We start from the raw sequence: 14,880 nt of genomic DNA on the forward strand, positions 1-14,880 counted from the left end.
GCCACAATTGCAGGATGCCTGTCGCCGATTCGCCGCTCGCCGACCTCGGGCCGGACTCCCGCGGCGAGGGGGTCGTCTTCCACGGCGACAACCTGGCCGTTCTGGCCGGGTTCGACGACGCCTCGTTCACACTCATCTACCTCGATCCGCCGTTCAACACCGGGCGGGCGCAGGCCAGAAGGTCGACGACCGTGAAGCGCGTGCCGGCGGCCGAGGGGCACGCTCCGGATGCGCCCGAGCCCGTCGCGCCCGCCGCCGCTCCTGCCCGGCCCGGCGTCGCCCCCGCCCCCACCGAGCCGGCCGCCGCATCCGAAACCCCCGCCCCGCGCTACGCGGGCTTCAAGGGCCAGCTCTACGAGCGCATCAAGGGCGACATCCTGAGCTACGACGACCGCTTCGACGACTACTGGGCCTTCCTGGAGCCCCGGCTCGTGGAGGCGTGGCGCCTGCTCACCGACGACGGAACCCTCTACCTCCACCTCGACTACCGCGAGGCCCACTATGCCAAGGTGCTGCTCGACGCCCTCTTCGGCCGCGAGAGCTTCTTGAACGAGATCATCTGGGCCTACGACTACGGCGCCAAGTCGAAGAACCGCTGGCCCACGAAGCACGACACGATCCTGGTGTACGTGAAGAACCCGGCCGGCTACCACTTCGACTCCGAGGCGGTCGACCGGGAGCCCTACATGGCACCGGGACTCGTCACGCCCGAGCGTGCGGCCCGGGGCAAGCTGCCCACCGACGTGTGGTGGCACACGATCGTGTCGCCCACCGGCCGCGAGAAGACGGGGTACCCCACGCAGAAGCCCGAGGGTGTGCTGCGCCGCATCGTGCAGGCGTCCAGTCGCGAGGGCGATCTCGTGCTCGACTTCTTCGCCGGCAGCGGCACCACGGGTGCGGTCGCCGCCGCCCTCGGCCGCAACTACGTGCTGGTCGACCAGAACCCCGAGGCCATCGAGGTCATCCGCCGCCGCCTCCCCGCGGCCCGGGTGGTGGCGTTCGTGCCGCCGGCGCCCTGAGCTGCCGTTCCCACGGGAGGAGAATCACGCCTTCGAGGCTATATACGGCTCGAAGGCCGCATTCTCCTCCCGAGCAGCGGGCAGTCACCCACTGGCCGGCGGGGTCAGGGGGCCCAGCCGGCGAGGTGGGCCGCCAGGTGCGGCTCGGCCGTGAAGCAGCGCAACGGGCTCGGGTGCCGCTCGGTGGCGAACTCGGCAGCATCCGGTCGCCGGGCCCGCCGACGGATGGCGCGGGTCGCCGAGACGGTGAGGCGAGTGCGCGGCCCCTCGAGAACCACCCAGCCGAGCGTGCCGACGCCCACCCGGCCGGCCGCGCGGGCGAGGTCGTCGCAGAACGCCGCGCGATCGGCGCGGGGCACCGTGAAGAGAGCCTCGCACGAGACCTGCACGCGCGGTTGGTGGGATGCGCGATCCCACTCGCTGCGCCCGATCACGCGGTCGTCGCCCAGCAGTGCGCACGTGGAGTCGTCGACGATCACCCGGGCGGTCGGCAGGGCCTCGAGCAGCAGGTCGGCGCACACGATCGTGGCGGCCGCGCCGCCCGACGGCAGGGTGATCGCGATGTCGACGGCCGCGCTCCGGATGCCGCCCCCCACCGCCCCCGGCACTCCGATGCGGTTCAGCAGGGCGAGGGCCTCGTGGTTCATCCGCTCGGTGAGCGCGGCCTCGTCGGGCTCGCGCCCGGTGATGTCGGGGCCGTTGTGCCAGGCGACGGCGGTGGGCACGTGGGCGAAGACGGCACCGTTGGTCCAGGCGCGGTGGGCCCACTCCCAGTCCTCGCCGCCGTAGTGATCGAAGGTCTCGTCGAAGCCGCCGGTGCTGTCGAAGAACGTCCGTGTGCAGGCGATCACGGCCGAGATGATGAAGCGGTAGGAGCGGTGGTCGGAGCGCAGCAGGTCGCCGCTGTCGGCGTAGGCGTCGATCAGCCACTGCGGTTCGGGAGTCTCGTGGCGGGGGCCGGCGACCTCGACCGGGGCGGGGTGGGGGTCGGGGCGGGCAGGGCCGGGTTCCGCGTCGGCGGCCCAGCCGGCGCGGGCGGCCCAGCCGGCGCGGGCGGCCCAGCCGGCGCGGGCGGGGCCGGGCTCCGCGTCGGCGGCGTCGAGGTCGGCGTGCCGGCGCCGCCCCACCACCACGGCGTCATCGCGCAGCGCGGGCAGCCGCGTGAGCTCGGCCACGTACTCCGGCTCGGGCGAGGTGTCGGCGTCGAGGAAGCAGAGCACCTCACCGTGCGCCACGGCCGCCCCGGCGTTGCGCGCGGCCGCCACGCGGAACCCGTCGTCCGGCAGCACGACGAGCCGCACCCCCGCGGGCACGGCGGGCGGATGCTCCGACCCGTCGTCGACCACGATCACCTCGAGCCGCGGGTAGGTCTGCCGCCCGAGCGCCCGCAGCGTGCGGGCGAGATCGCCCGGTTGCTCGAAGTGCACCACGACCACCGACACCAGCGGCGGGTCGGCGGTGACCAGGCCGTCGAGCGCCGTCCAGTCGTTGCCCGTCACCCGCACCTCCGCCGCGCCAGTCTCCCAGGCAGTCGACGTCCCGGCCGCCGACGCCGCGCCGGCCGTCGCCCCGTTCACCAGCGCACCTCCGCCCAGAACGCCCGGTACAGCTCCGCGACCTCGGCGGTGGTCGGCCCGAGGCGCACGTCGCCGTCGAGCCAGGTGCTCGCCGGGTCGGCCAGGGCCCGCGCGATCGCGTCGGCCAGCCCATGACCCGGAGTCAGCGTGATCGCCCCGGGGTGCAGCCGCGCCATCTCCTCCATGTACGGGCTCGCCACCACCACCGGCCGTCGCCCCGCGCTCAGCCACGACGCCAGCGACCCGGAGGCCGACACGTGCTCATGCGCGATCACCGGCACCCCGGCCCGTCGCGACCGCGCCAGCAGCTCGTCGTCGCTCAGATACCCCGTGACCTCGAACCCCACCCCCACCGCAGCCGCCAGCGCGGCGAGCTTCTCGACATCGCGGTCGTGACCATCGGATGCCCGCCCCAACGCCTCGACCTCCGGCCACCCGCCAGACGCATCGCTCCGGAGCGCTCGAGCCCCACCCACCTCGGCCGCGGCCCGGATGACCTGCTCGTGCCCCTTGCCCGGATACACGTACCCCAGCACGGCCACCGAACCCCCGGCGGCGGCACGGCCGCGCATCACAGGGTCGACCGGGGCACGCCCGTCGGCGACCGGGTCTACGGGGTCGACCGGCAACGGGATGACGGCCGCCTCCGCCGCGACCCCGCTGAACCGCCGCAGCAGCTCGACCTCGTGCCGGCTGTTGCAGACCACTCCGGATGCGGCCGCCACCACCCGCCGGTAGCAGTCCGCCCGGCGCGCCAGGCTCGCCTCCCCGTCGGAGGGCTGCGGCACGTCGTGCAGGGTGACGGTGACGGGAGCCCGCGCGGCCAGGTGCTCGAAGGCCGTCGCCGCGGCATCCGGAGTCTCGCCCCAGAGCCGATCGGTGAAGTGGGCGTGCGCCCGGGTGCCGTCGACCGGATGCCCGCCCAGCGCCCACGCCAGTCGCGCGGCGTAGAGGGTCACCCCGTGCTCGGGCTGTTCGGTGATGACGAGCCGCGGGATGGCGCCTGCCGCCGCGGGCGCGTCGGCTTCCGGCGAACCGCCCGAGGCCGGGAACGGATGCGAGCGCTGCAACGCCGTCACGACGTGAGGCCCAGCAGCCGCAGCGTCGACTCGTGGCGCGCGAGGCCGGCCGGCACCACGTCGGGGTGCTCGGCGTACCAGGCCAGGTGGGCCTCCCGCACGGCGTCGGCCGAGACGGTCTCGGCCTCCACGACCCAGTCGGCGCGCGACTCGGCGTCGAGGCCGAACGCGTCGATCACCGCCTGCTCGCGGGGTGCGTGCACCGAGTCGAGCAGTGGGCGTCCGCCGTCGGATGCGCGTGCGTCGACGCCCACCCGCTCGAAGAGGCGGTCGGCGAGAGCGATCCACACGGGGTTGCCCGGGTGGTTGACGGTGCGCATCAGCTCGAAGGAGAGCGCCGGCCCGGCCGAGGCCGCCGACGGGGACGCCGCCGACGGGGACGCCGCCGCATCCGGGGCCGCCGCCTCGAACAGGTCGGAGACGGCGATCGCCCCGTGCCGCTCCTCCCGCGACCGCAGCGCCTGCACCGACTCCGCCGCCACCGCGCGCACCCGCGCCGGGGTGAGCGCGGGCAGTCGGAGCCCCGCGGCCTCCGCGAGCACCGCGGCGTCGTGGTACGCCACGAGCGGAGGCGTGAGCGACGGATCGGACGGCGGCCGCACGATCAGATGCCGCGGATACAGCCCGGCGAACCGGATGACGGGCACGACCGCGGCCCGCGCCTCCGGCCGCATCACGGCGAGCAGCTCGCGGGTGCCGAGCGGCAGCCCGTGGTACCCGTCGCGGATGGGCTGAACCGACACCACATCGGCCCGCCCCAGCCACGCCTGCAGGTGCGGCACGTCGTCGGCCGTGAGCTCGTGCACGGGTGGCAGACGCACCGAGCGGAGCGCCTCGGCCGGCACCACGAGGCGGAGCGACTCGGCCTGGCAGTTGCCGACGGCCACCATGACCGGCTCGCCGGCGTCGACGACCTGCTCGGGCCGGGAGTAGAACTCGGCGTAGTGGGCCCGCCGCCCCTCATCTACGGCGGTACCGCCCGCGCCTGCTCCAGTAGAACTCACCCCTCCACTCTCACCCGCCGGGCCGACATCCGCTCGCCCCACCCCGAGAAGAGGCGTCAGGCCGGCGCGGGATCCCCGGCGAGTCCCGGGCGGGGGAACGCGCGATCCTTGCCACCGCGGAAGACGAGCACCACCAGCAGGATGAGTCCGGTGGCGATCACGATGACATTGCCCAGTCCGGCGATGGCGGCGAGAGGAGCCCCGGACGGGTAGATCGTCTGAAGGAAGATGCTGGGATCGGTGCTGGCGTGCAGCAGGACCGGGACGATCAGCCGGCCCGTGACCCGGTATGCCAGGTACATCAGAAGACCGAAGCAGAACGTGTAGCCGACCTGGAGGATCGTCGCCAAGGCGCCCTGACCGTCGAGGAAGTTTCCCGCGTGCAGCATCGCGAAGAGCCCCGCAGAGACCAGGGCGACAGCGATCTCAGGATGACCGGCCTTCCGCATCAGGTTCACCACGAAGCCCCGCGTCAGAACCTCTTCGGCGAAGCCGATGACGAGACCCGTCAACAGCCACGCCGCGATCACCGCCGCATCTGCGGCCGCATAGTCGAGAGTCAGGAAGCGGAGGATGTTCGTGAGCAGCACCACGACGATCGCGATCCACATCCAGCCCCGCCCCCGGATCGCCTGCCGGCCGAAGAGCTCACGCAGCCACCCGATCGACCACGCGAAGATCACCAACAGCAGACCGCCGATCAGGATCGGCAGGCCGGTGCCGACCACGACTCCCGGAGCACTCGTCGGTGCGATGTCGACGCCGGTGAGGGCGAACGACAGCAGCAGGCCGACGAGTTGGTAGAGGCCGTAGTAGACGACCACGAGGATCAGGGCCTTCCACCATCCGCCCCGTTCCCAGAATCGCTTCCACGGTGAGAGGGAGTCGCGCTCGGGCATCGGATTCCTTCCAGACATGCAGAGCCGCCCCAACCGCAACCCCTCCGGTGTACACAGCGTAGCGAAGACCCGCAGATGCGGCATCGAGGGAACCGGTGATGGCGAGAATGACGGCGTTCCGGCCCGAATCGCAATAACGTCGACAGTGATGACCCAGCACCCGAGCCTCCCCATCCGCGTCGCCAGCGTTCCGGCGAGCCATCCGTACGTCGCCTCGATCGCTCCCGATGCAGCGGTGGCGCAGATGCTCCCCGACCCGGTGGTGCCCGGCCGCCCCGCCGGCCAGTGGTGGCCGCCCGCGCTCTTCGACGCCGGGTACCTGCGCGCGAACGCCGGCGGCTTCGACCTCGTGCACGTGCATTTCGGCATGGAGTCGGTGCCCACCGATCAGCTGGTCGAGGCGCTCGCCGTGCTGCGTGAGGAGGGCCTCCCCGTGGTGTTCACCGTTCACGACCTCGAGAACCCGCAGCTGAGCGACCAGTCGGTGCACCGCGCCCAGCTCGACCTGATGATGGCCGAGGCCGACGAGCTGGTCACCCTCACCCCGGGCGCCGCCGCCCAGATCCAGGCGCGCTGGGGGCGCAGCGCCACCGTCATCCCGCATCCCCGGATGGCACGCCACCGCCCCGTGGGGGTCGCGGCGCCCTCCGGCATCCCGCGGGTGGGCGTGCATCTGCGCGACCTGCGCCCGAACATCGCCGCCGTCGAGACGGTGGGCTCGGTGATCGAGGCCGTGGCCGCTCTCACGGGCGCGGGGCGGCCGGTGCGCGCGCGCATCCGGATGGATCACGACGTGCGTGACGCCGGAGCCGCCGCCGTCGTGCAGCGGCTGGTGCGCGACGCCGACGGAGTCGCCCTCGAGCGCGGCGGGCGGCAGACGGATGCCGCCCTCGAGCAGTGGATCGCCGACCTCGACGTGGCCGTGCTGCCCTACTCTCACGGCACCCACTCGGGCTGGGCCGAGCTCTGCTACGACCTCGGCGTGACGGTGATCGACGACGGCCACGGCTTCGCGTTCGAGCAGCTGCCCGCGGGCATCGTGCGCCGCGAGCGCGGCATCGGCGCGGGCGGCGACCTCGCGGGCCCGCTCGGTGCGGCGCTCGACCTCGCCACGGCTCCCGGGACGGCTGACCGGGCACAGGAGTTGGCGCTCCGGGACGCCCATCGAGACCGGCAGAGCCGGCAGATCGCCGATGCGCACGCCGAGGTGTATCAGCGGGCCCTGCAGAACCGGTTGGAGGCGCTCGGAGGTCGCGTGGCATGATTAGGTAATGCTTACCTATGTGCCTCGCACCGAGTCGGAGCGTGACAGCCGCCCCTCGTACCGGCCGTTCCTCGCCCGGGTGGTTCGCATCCAGCAGCTGAGCCCGTGCTTCAGGCGGGTGACCTTCTCGGGGCCCGAGTTCGACTCGTTCGGCACGGCCGGCCTCGATCAGCGCATCAAGATCGTGCTGCCCCACGCCGACGGCAGCTACGGCGACTGCGGCTGGCACGACCCGGAGGTGCTCGCCGCGGGCACCTGGTACCAGCGCTGGCGCGAGCTGCCCGATGCCGAGCGCAACCCCTTCCGCACGTACACCGTGCGGGCCCTCCGCCCCGCCGAGCGCGAGCTCGACGTCGATTTCGTGGTGCACGACGCTCCGGATGCGGCCGGCCCCCACGCTCCCGGCGACCACACAGCGGCGCACTCCGCCGAGACCCCCGCCGGCGACTCCGCCGGGCACGCCGGCCCCGCCGCCGCCTGGCTCGCCCGCGCCGCGGTCGGCGACGAGCTGGTGATCGTGGGCCCCGACGACCTCAGCGCCGACTACCGCCTCGGCCTCGACTGGCACCCCGGTGAGGCGGTCGACTACCTGCTGGCCGGCGACGAGACCGCGGCACCCGCCATCTGCGCCATCCTGGAGTCGCTGCCCGCCGGCACCCGGGCGCACGCCTTCATCGAGGTGCCCTGCGCCGACGACGCCCAGCCGGTGCAGACGGCCGCCGACGGCTCCGTCACGTGGGTCGCCCGCGACCAGGGCGGAGTGCTGCAGCACGAGGTGCGGCGGTGGCTCGACAGCCACCGCGAGGCGATCGCGCCCGCGCTCTCGCCGACCGCCCAGGAGCTCGCCGAGATCGACGTCGACGTGGAGATGCTCTGGGATTCTCCCGTCGACGTGCACGGCCGGTTCTACGCCTGGCTCGCGGGGGAGTCGGCAGCCATCAAGTCGCTCCGGCGTTTGCTTGTGAGCGAGGTGGGGGTCGACCGGCGCAAGGTGGCCTTCATGGGCTACTGGCGCCAGGGCAAGGCCGAGGGGCAATGACGACGGCCGCTCCCGGAGCGGCGACCGCCCGACGGGCCCGGCAACGGCCGGCGCGCATCCTGGGCCTGGTGGCCCTGTTCGCCGGGGTGATCGTGGCGGTGGCCCTGAGTCTGCTGCTCGGGTCGCGCTCGATCGACGTGCCCGCGGTGCTCGACGCCATCGGCCGGGCCCTCACCGGTTCGGCCTCGGCCGGGCGCGACAGCACCGAGCAGATGGTGGTGCTCGACCTGCGGGTGCCCCGCACGATCATCGGGCTGGTGGCGGGTGCCGCGCTCGGCCTCGCGGGCGCCCTGATGCAGGGTCTGACCCGCAACCCGCTGGCCGACCCCGGCCTACTGGGGGTGAACTCGGGGGCGTCGCTGGCCGTGGTGATCGGCATCTCGGTGTTCGGCGTCGCCAATCCCTCGGGCTACGTGTGGTTCGCCTTCGTGGGCGCCGCGCTCGCCGCGGTGCTGGTGTACCTCGTGGCCTCGGGCCGCAACGGACCGACGCCGCTCAGCCTCACCCTCGCGGGGGCGGCCGTCACGGCGGTGCTCACCTCGCTGATCACCCTCGTGCTGCTGCGCGATCTCGACACGCTCAGCCAGTACCGGTTCTGGTCGGTGGGATCGCTCGTGGGCCGCGACGTGTCGACCGTGCTGCCGCTGGCGCCGTTCCTCGTGCTGGGCGCGGTGCTCGCGTTGCTGCTCGGGCGGGGCCTGAACGGGTTGGCGCTCGGCGACGACGTGGCGCGAGGGCTCGGGCAGCGGGTCGGACTGACGCGCGTGGTGGCGGGGGTGGCCATCATCCTGCTCTGCGGCTCGGCCACCTCGCTGGCCGGCCCGCTCGTGTTCGTGGGGCTCGTGGTGCCGCACCTCGCCCGCCGGCTGGTGGGCGGCGACTACCGCTGGATCCTCGCCTACTCGATGCCGCTCGGTGCCATCCTGCTGGTGCTCGCCGACACCCTCGGCCGCCTCATCGCCCAGCCCGCCGAGCTCGAGGCTGGCATCGTGGTGGCGCTGGTGGGCGCGCCCGTGCTGATCGTGCTGGTGCGTCGCGACCGGGCGGTGACCCGGTGACCGGCCGCGGCATCCGCTCACCCCTGCTCGAGCAGGATCGGCGTTCGCGCCGGCGCCGCCTGGTGCTGGTGTGCGGCATCCTCGCCGCTCTGCTGGCCGTGGTGGCCGTGCTCGCGCTGATGCTCGGCGACCGTGTGGTGGCCCCGCAGAACGTGATCGCCGCAGCACTCGGCCAGGGCGACGCCGGCGATCGTTTCGTGGTGCTGGGCCTCCGGGCGCCGAGGCTCGCACTGGCGCTGGTGGTGGGCGCCGCGTTCGGGCTGGCCGGTGCGGTGTTCCAGAGCCTGCTCGGCAATCCGCTGGCCAGCCCCGACATCATCGGCATCTCGCAGGGCGCCAGTGCGGCCGCCGTGGCCGCCGTGCTGCTCGGCGGGGCGTCGGGGCTCGCGGTGTCGGGGGCGGCCTTCGCGGGCGCGCTGCTGGCGGCCGCCGCCATCCTGGTGCTGGCCGGCCGGGCGGGTCGCGCGGGAGCCGTGGGCTCTGCGGGTGCGGCCGGCAGCCGGTTCGTGCTCATCGGCATCGCCCTGGCCTTCCTCGCCCAGGCCGTGATCGGTTACCTGCTCACCCGAGCCGACGTGCGCAACGCCCAGAGCGCCCTGGTGTGGCTGGTGGGCAGCATCGGCACGGTGAAGCCCGCCGAGCTCGTCGGCAGCGCCCTCGCCGTGGCGGTGCTCGGGGTCGCGCTGGCCCTGCTCGCACCGCGGCTCCGGATGCTTCAGCTCGGCGACGAGGCCGCCACGGGTCTCGGGGTGCGCGTCAGCCGCAGCCGCCTGCTGCTGCTGCTCGTGGCCGTGGGCCTCGCCGCCACCGGCACGGCGGCCGCCGGACCGGTGGCCTTCGTGGCCTTCGTGTCGGCGCCGATCGCGCGCCGGCTGCTCGGCGGCATCGGACCCGCCCTGGTGGCCAGCGCCCTCGTGGGTGCGCTCGTGGTGGCGGCGGCCGACGTGGCAGCCCAGCACGCCGTGCCCGGGCTGCAGGTGCCCGTGGGCATCGTCACCGGCATCGTGGGGGCGCCGATCCTGCTCGCCCTGCTCGCGCGGGGCAACCGAACGAGAGGAGCCGCATGACCGCTGACGCGCATCCGGACGCCCGGCACGAACTCAAGGCCGAGGGGCTGTCGCTCGGCTACGACGGCCGTCGCGTTGTGGACGACCTCGACGTGCTGCTGCCCGACGGGCGGGTGACGGTGATCGTGGGGCCAAACGCCTGCGGCAAGTCGACCCTGCTGCGCTCGTTCGCGCGCCTGCTGCGCCCGGAGCGCGGCGTCGTGACCCTCGACGGCACGGATGTGCACCGGTACCCGAGCAAGCAGCTCGCCACGCTGCTCGGCCTGCTGCCGCAGCAGCCGGTGGCCCCCGAGGGCATCACCGTGGCCGACCTGGTGGGGCGGGGCCGGTTTCCCCGGCAGGGCCTGTTCCGGCAGTGGACGGCCGACGACGACCGCGCCGTCGAGGAGGCGCTCGCGGCCACCGACACCGCGGCCATCGCCGGCCGCCGGGTGGAGGAGCTCTCAGGCGGCCAGCGCCAGCGGGTGTGGATCGCGATGGCGCTCGCCCAGCAGACCGACGTGCTGCTGCTGGACGAGCCCACCACCTTCCTCGACGTGACCCACCAGATCGAGGTGCTCGACCTGCTGCACGAGCTCAACCGCGAGCAGGGCACCACGGTGGTGATGGTGCTGCACGACCTCAACCTGGCGGCCAGGTATGCCGACCACCTCGTGGTGATGTCGGCCGGTCGCATCGTGGCGGAGGGGGCGCCCGGCGACGTCATCACGCCCGCCATCGTGCGGTCGGCCTTCGGGCTCGAGGCGCTGGTGGTGCCCGACCCGGTGAGCGGATCGCCGATGGTGGTGCCGATGGGCCGGTTCCACGGCCGGGCCGCATCGTCTACCATGGATTAGGTAAGGCAACCCTTACACTCCCCCCCCGAGTATGACAACCCGAAACGAATCGAGAGATCACCCGTGCGCCGACGCCTGAAGCTCGCCACCCTCACCGCCTCCGCCCTGGCCGCCGCCCTGGTGCTGGCCGGATGCTCGACCGGAGCGTCGAGCGAGACCGACAGCACCGCATCCGCTGCCGCCGGCGGCGACGTCACGATCGAGCACGCCTTCGGCGAGACCACCGTGCCGGCCGGCGTGAAGAACGTGGTCACCCTCGGCTGGGGAAGCACCGACGCCGCCATCGCCGTGGGCGTGGTGCCCGTGGCCATCCCGTTCGACTCCTACGCGGGCGACGCCGACGGCGTGCTGCCCTGGGTGAAGGACGCGGTCGACGCCGCCGGGGCCACGATGCCCACCATCCTCCCCGACTCGCCCGACGAGCCGCCCTACGAGGCCATCGCCGCAGCCGATCCCGACGTCATCCTGGCCGTGTACTCGGGAATCACCGAGGAGCAGTACGAGACCCTGAGCCAGATCGCCCCCACCGTGGCCTACCCCGGTGAGGCGTGGAGCACGCCGTGGCGCGACGTGATCACCACCGTGGGCAAGGCCCTCGGCAAGTCGGAGGAGGCCGAGCAGGTGCTGGCCGGCATCGACGACGACCTCGCCGAGCAGGCGGCGGCGCACCCCGAGTTCGCGGGCAAGACCATCGCGGCCGTGGTCGACAGCGCCGGCACGTTCTACGTGTACAAGAAGGAGGACCCGCGGGTGGAGTTCATGCTCGACCTCGGCTTCGTGAGCGCACCGTCGGTCGACGAGCTCGCCAACGGCGACTCGACCTTCTTCTACACGCTCAGCTACGAGCAGCTCGACCAGCTGCAGGCCGACGTGGTGCTCGACTACGCCGACACCCAGGAGGCGGCCGACTCGTTCCTCACCGCCCCGCAGACCTCGGTCATCCCCGCGGTGAAGGCCGGGAACGTGGCGCAGCTGGTGGGCCCGCAGTACATCTCGGCCGTCTCGCCGCCCACCGCGCTGTCGTTGCCCTGGGGCCTCGAGCAGCTCGTGGACAGCCTGGCCGCCGCGGCCAAGTAGGGGCATGCTGGGTCGTACCGCTGACTAGCGGTTCTGAAAGGACGAATGCTATGAGTGCAGGCGACAAGATCGAGAACGCGGCCCAGGACCTGGCCGGCAAGGCCAAGGAGGCCTTCGGCAAGGCGACGAACGACGACTCGAAGGTGGCGGAGGGCAAGGCCGACCAGTCCAAGGCCGACCTCAAGAACGCCGGCGAGAACGTCAAGGACGCGTTCAAGCACTGATCCAGCCGAAAGGGCCCGTCTTCATCGCGAAGACGGGCCCTTTCCGCGTCCGCGGGCGCCCACGCTTGTGGCCGGGTGGCCTCGAGGCCGCGGTTCTCAGGCCGAGGCGCGGAGCACGAGCTCGGTGGGGATGATCGTGCGGAGCGGCGCCGGCTCGTTCGCGATCAGCCGCATCAGCACCTCGGCCATCGAGGCCCCCAGCTCCATCGAGGGCTGGCGGACGGTGGTGAGCGGGGGCGAGAGCGTGGGCGCGAACGAGTCGTCGTCGAAGCCCACCACCGCCACGTCGCCCGGCACCGACCGGCCGCGGTCGGCCAGCACGCGCATCGCTCCGGCGGCCATCTGGTCGTTGGCGGCGAACACGCCGTCGATGTCGGGCTCGCGGTCGAGCAGTCGCTCCATCGCCGCGCTGCCTGAGGCCTGGGTGAAGTCGCCGAACTCCACCGGGCCGGAGTGCTCGAGGGCGGAGTGCCAGCCGTTCAACCGGTCGACGCCGGCCGGCATGTCCTGCCGGCCCGCGATGGTGGCGATGCGACGGCGGCCGAGCCCCACGAGGTAGTCGGTGGCGTGCCGCGCGCTCTCGAGGTTGTCGACGTCGACGTAGTGCCGCCCCGCCAGCCCCGGGTTCAGCGGTCGGCCGCCGAACACCATCGGCAGGGCCTCACCGAGGCCCACGTAGGAGTGGTCCTCCGCGTGGTGCGACACCACGAGGGCCCCGTCGACGTTGCCGCCCTGCAGGTAGCGCCTGGTCTTCTCGGGCCGGGCCTCCGACGCGATCAGCAGGTTGAGCGTGTAGTCGGTGTCGCCGAGCGCCCGGGCCACCCCGCGCACCACGGGCGCGAAGAAGGGGTCGGCGAACACCGTCGAGGCCGACTCGGGCACGATCAGCGCGATCACGTCGGCGCGACGGCTCGCGAGCGAACGAGCCACCCGGTTCGGCACGTAGTCGAGCTCGGCGATGGCCGCGTTCACCACCCGCACGATCTCGGGGGTCACCGAGGGCGAGCCGTTCACCACGCGCGAGACGGTGGCGCGCGAGACCCCGGCGGCGGCGGCCACCATCTCGAGCGTCGGCGATCCCGTCGCGCGGCTCATCGCATCATCGTGGCAGCTCGGCGGCTTCCCGCAAAACCCCGGTGGATCCGGCGGGAGAACCGGCCGCCTGCACGGCGGCCGCGATCCGCTCGGCGTACACGAGCGCGCTGTCCTTCGGGGTGCGCACGAGCGTGTCGTAGTCCACCCGCACGATGCCGAAGCGCTTGCCGTAACCCCAGGCCCACTCGAAGTTGTCCAGCAGCGACCACACGAAGTAGCCGCGCACGTCGGCGCCGTCGGCGATCGCCTCCGCCACCGCCTGGATGTGGTCGGTGATGTACCCCGCACGGCCAGCGTCATGGATGGCGCCGTCGCCGGACACCTCGTCGTCGTAGGCGGCGCCGTTCTCCGTGACGTACAGCGCAGGCAGGCTGTCGTACTCGTGGCCGAGCCGCACCAGCAGGTGATGCAGGCCCGCCGGGTTCACCTCCCAGCCCATGCCGGTGAGCGGCAGTCCGCGCAGCGGGAACGTCACGTACTCGGCACCCACGAAGGGCGAGCCCACCGAACGGATGCCGCCCGCGACCGCGTGCGGGTCGGCCGGCACCACGTCGGGGTCGGCCGGTGCCTCGAGGGGATGCCCGCTCACCAGGTCGTCGTGGTAGTGGTTCACCCCGAGGAAGTCGATCGGCTGGGCGATGGTCTCGAGGTCGCCCGGGCGCACGAGCGCCTCGTCTCCGAAGGTGAGCCCGTAGCCGGCGAGATCGGTGCGGATGTCGGCCGGGTACTCCCCGCGCAGCAGCGGGTCGAGGAAGATGCGGTTGTTCAGGGCGTCGACCCGGCGGGCGGCCTCCACGTCGACGGGGTCGTCGGCATCCTTCGGGATGGCGTTCGTGAGGTTGAGGGTGATGCCGATCTCGAGGTCGTCGCCGTTCCGGGCGCCGAGCTCGCGCAGGCGCTGCACCGCGAGGCCGTGGGCCAGGTGCTGGTGGTGCACGGCGGCGACGGCGGCCACGGGATCCTGGCGGCCGGGGGCGTGCACGCCCGAGGCGTAGCCGAGCAGGGCCGAGCAGAAGGGCTCGTTGAACGTGGTCCAGTTCGACACCCGGTCGCCGAGGGTGCCGTGCACGATCTCGGCGTAGTCGGCGAAACGGTAGGCGGTGTCGCGGTTCGCCCAGCCGCCGCGCTCCTCGAGCGCCTGCGGCAGGTCCCAGTGGTAGAGGGTGAGCCACGGCAGCACGCCGGCTTCGAGCAGTTCGTCGACGAGCCGGGAGTAGAAGTCGAGCCCGGCGGGGTTCACTTCACGATCACCCGGGCGGATGCGGGCCCAGCTCGTCGAGAACCGGTACGACTGCAGGCCGAGTCGCTTCATCAGCGCGACATCCTCGGGCATGCGGTGGTAGTGGTCCACCGCCACGTCGGGGGTGTCGCCGTTCAGCACCGCACCGGGCACGCGCGAGAACGTGTCCCAGATGGAGGCCTCCTTGCCGTCTTCGAAGGCGGCGCCCTCGATCTGGGCGGCAGCCGTCGCCGATCCCCACAGGAATCCGGGCGGGAATGAGGTCGTCATGAAGGCACTGCTCCTTTGCTCGGTGCGCGCGCCCAGCTGGCATGAGAGCGCTCTCTAGAGCCTACAGGCCGCCTCCGCCGTAACAGAACTTCGCATTCGGGGTGTGCCTCCGGCGGGCGTGCGACCCTGAGG

General features: G+C 72.9%; 14 protein-coding genes. 8 read left to right on the top strand and 6 right to left on the bottom strand.

Going from position 1 to position 14,880, the window contains the following annotated elements; all coding sequences use genetic code 11:
• The first annotated feature begins 14 nt into the window (after positions 1-14).
• Positions 15-1,019 (top strand): DNA-methyltransferase, encoded by a 1,005-nt coding sequence (locus ACEXOR_RS00470; RefSeq protein WP_374847375.1) that lies wholly within the window; start codon positions 15-17, stop codon positions 1,017-1,019.
• Between the two features lie 104 nt (positions 1,020-1,123).
• Here the strand turns inward: ACEXOR_RS00470 and ACEXOR_RS00475 are convergent, their stop codons facing one another.
• The 4 genes from ACEXOR_RS00475 to ACEXOR_RS00490 all read right to left on the bottom strand — a co-directional run bounded on the left by ACEXOR_RS00475 (position 1,124) and on the right by ACEXOR_RS00490 (position 5,578).
• Positions 1,124-2,518: a glycosyltransferase family 2 protein gene (locus ACEXOR_RS00475; RefSeq protein ID WP_374847376.1), complete on the bottom strand. Its 1,395-nt coding sequence runs from the start codon at positions 2,516-2,518 to the stop codon at positions 1,124-1,126.
• A 74-nt stretch (positions 2,519-2,592) separates the two neighbouring features.
• Positions 2,593-3,675, bottom strand: coding sequence for a glycosyltransferase (locus ACEXOR_RS00480; protein ID WP_374847378.1), 1,083 nt, complete (start codon positions 3,673-3,675; stop codon positions 2,593-2,595).
• Entirely contained in the window at positions 3,672-4,679 is a 1,008-nt protein-coding gene (locus ACEXOR_RS00485) for a WcbI family polysaccharide biosynthesis putative acetyltransferase (RefSeq protein WP_374847379.1), read from the bottom strand. Before ACEXOR_RS00485 ends, ACEXOR_RS00480 begins: the two co-directional genes overlap by 4 nt.
• A 56-nt stretch (positions 4,680-4,735) precedes the next feature.
• Entirely contained in the window at positions 4,736-5,578 is an 843-nt protein-coding gene (locus ACEXOR_RS00490) for a CPBP family intramembrane glutamic endopeptidase (protein WP_374847380.1), read from the bottom strand.
• Positions 5,579-5,726: 148 nt separating this feature from the next.
• Between ACEXOR_RS00490 and ACEXOR_RS00495 the strand changes: the two genes are divergently transcribed.
• The 7 genes from ACEXOR_RS00495 to ACEXOR_RS00525 all read left to right on the top strand — a co-directional run bounded on the left by ACEXOR_RS00495 (position 5,727) and on the right by ACEXOR_RS00525 (position 12,143).
• Positions 5,727-6,842, top strand: a complete 1,116-nt coding sequence (locus ACEXOR_RS00495) for a glycosyltransferase (protein WP_374847381.1) — start codon at positions 5,727-5,729, stop codon at positions 6,840-6,842.
• A gap of 7 nt (positions 6,843-6,849) precedes the next feature.
• The gene (locus tag ACEXOR_RS00500) at positions 6,850-7,881 is read left to right on the top strand and encodes a siderophore-interacting protein (RefSeq protein WP_374847382.1); all 1,032 of its coding nucleotides are present in this window, start codon (positions 6,850-6,852) and stop codon (positions 7,879-7,881) included.
• Positions 7,878-8,939, top strand: a complete 1,062-nt coding sequence (locus tag ACEXOR_RS00505) for a FecCD family ABC transporter permease (RefSeq protein WP_374847383.1) — start codon at positions 7,878-7,880, stop codon at positions 8,937-8,939. The genes ACEXOR_RS00500 and ACEXOR_RS00505 overlap by 4 nt, the downstream gene beginning before the upstream one ends.
• On the top strand, positions 8,936-10,006 hold the full coding sequence (locus ACEXOR_RS00510) for a FecCD family ABC transporter permease (RefSeq protein WP_374847384.1): 1,071 nt from the start codon (positions 8,936-8,938) through the stop codon (positions 10,004-10,006). The genes ACEXOR_RS00505 and ACEXOR_RS00510 overlap by 4 nt, the downstream gene beginning before the upstream one ends.
• Positions 10,003-10,842, top strand: a complete 840-nt coding sequence (locus tag ACEXOR_RS00515) for an ABC transporter ATP-binding protein (protein ID WP_374847385.1) — start codon at positions 10,003-10,005, stop codon at positions 10,840-10,842. Before ACEXOR_RS00510 ends, ACEXOR_RS00515 begins: the two co-directional genes overlap by 4 nt.
• A gap of 63 nt (positions 10,843-10,905) precedes the next feature.
• Entirely contained in the window at positions 10,906-11,919 is a 1,014-nt protein-coding gene (locus tag ACEXOR_RS00520; RefSeq protein ID WP_374847386.1) for an iron-siderophore ABC transporter substrate-binding protein, read from the top strand.
• A gap of 50 nt (positions 11,920-11,969) precedes the next feature.
• The gene (locus ACEXOR_RS00525; protein WP_374847387.1) at positions 11,970-12,143 is read left to right on the top strand and encodes a CsbD family protein; all 174 of its coding nucleotides are present in this window, start codon (positions 11,970-11,972) and stop codon (positions 12,141-12,143) included.
• A 96-nt stretch (positions 12,144-12,239) separates the two neighbouring features.
• Here ACEXOR_RS00525 and ACEXOR_RS00530 read toward each other — a convergent pair whose 3' ends face one another.
• Both ACEXOR_RS00530 and ACEXOR_RS00535 read right to left on the bottom strand, forming a co-directional pair.
• Positions 12,240-13,238, bottom strand: coding sequence for a LacI family DNA-binding transcriptional regulator (locus ACEXOR_RS00530; RefSeq protein ID WP_374847388.1), 999 nt, complete (start codon positions 13,236-13,238; stop codon positions 12,240-12,242).
• A gap of 4 nt (positions 13,239-13,242) precedes the next feature.
• Positions 13,243-14,748, bottom strand: coding sequence for a glycoside hydrolase family 1 protein (locus tag ACEXOR_RS00535; protein WP_374847389.1), 1,506 nt, complete (start codon positions 14,746-14,748; stop codon positions 13,243-13,245).
• Positions 14,749-14,880 lie beyond the last annotated feature (132 nt).

The sequence above is a fragment of the Herbiconiux liangxiaofengii genome, from assembly GCF_041927335.1.
Lineage (GTDB): Bacteria > Actinomycetota > Actinomycetes > Actinomycetales > Microbacteriaceae > Herbiconiux > Herbiconiux liangxiaofengii.

Bases quoted from the DNA above. Each gene is read 5' to 3' on its own strand.
- ACEXOR_RS00535 (WP_374847389.1), bottom strand. From the start codon at position 14,748: ATGACGACCTCATTCCCGCCCGGATTCCTGTGGGGATCGGCGACGGCT.
- ACEXOR_RS00525 (WP_374847387.1), top strand. From the start codon at position 11,970: ATGAGTGCAGGCGACAAGATCGAGAACGCGGCCCAGGACCTGGCCGGC.
- ACEXOR_RS00530 (WP_374847388.1), bottom strand. From the start codon at position 13,238: ATGAGCCGCGCGACGGGATCGCCGACGCTCGAGATGGTGGCCGCCGCC.
- ACEXOR_RS00495 (WP_374847381.1), top strand. From the start codon at position 5,727: ATGACCCAGCACCCGAGCCTCCCCATCCGCGTCGCCAGCGTTCCGGCG.
- ACEXOR_RS00490 (WP_374847380.1), bottom strand. From the start codon at position 5,578: ATGCCCGAGCGCGACTCCCTCTCACCGTGGAAGCGATTCTGGGAACGG.
- ACEXOR_RS00505 (WP_374847383.1), top strand. From the start codon at position 7,878: ATGACGACGGCCGCTCCCGGAGCGGCGACCGCCCGACGGGCCCGGCAA.
- ACEXOR_RS00500 (WP_374847382.1), top strand. From the start codon at position 6,850: ATGCTTACCTATGTGCCTCGCACCGAGTCGGAGCGTGACAGCCGCCCC.
- ACEXOR_RS00470 (WP_374847375.1), top strand. From the start codon at position 15: ATGCCTGTCGCCGATTCGCCGCTCGCCGACCTCGGGCCGGACTCCCGC.
- ACEXOR_RS00515 (WP_374847385.1), top strand. From the start codon at position 10,003: ATGACCGCTGACGCGCATCCGGACGCCCGGCACGAACTCAAGGCCGAG.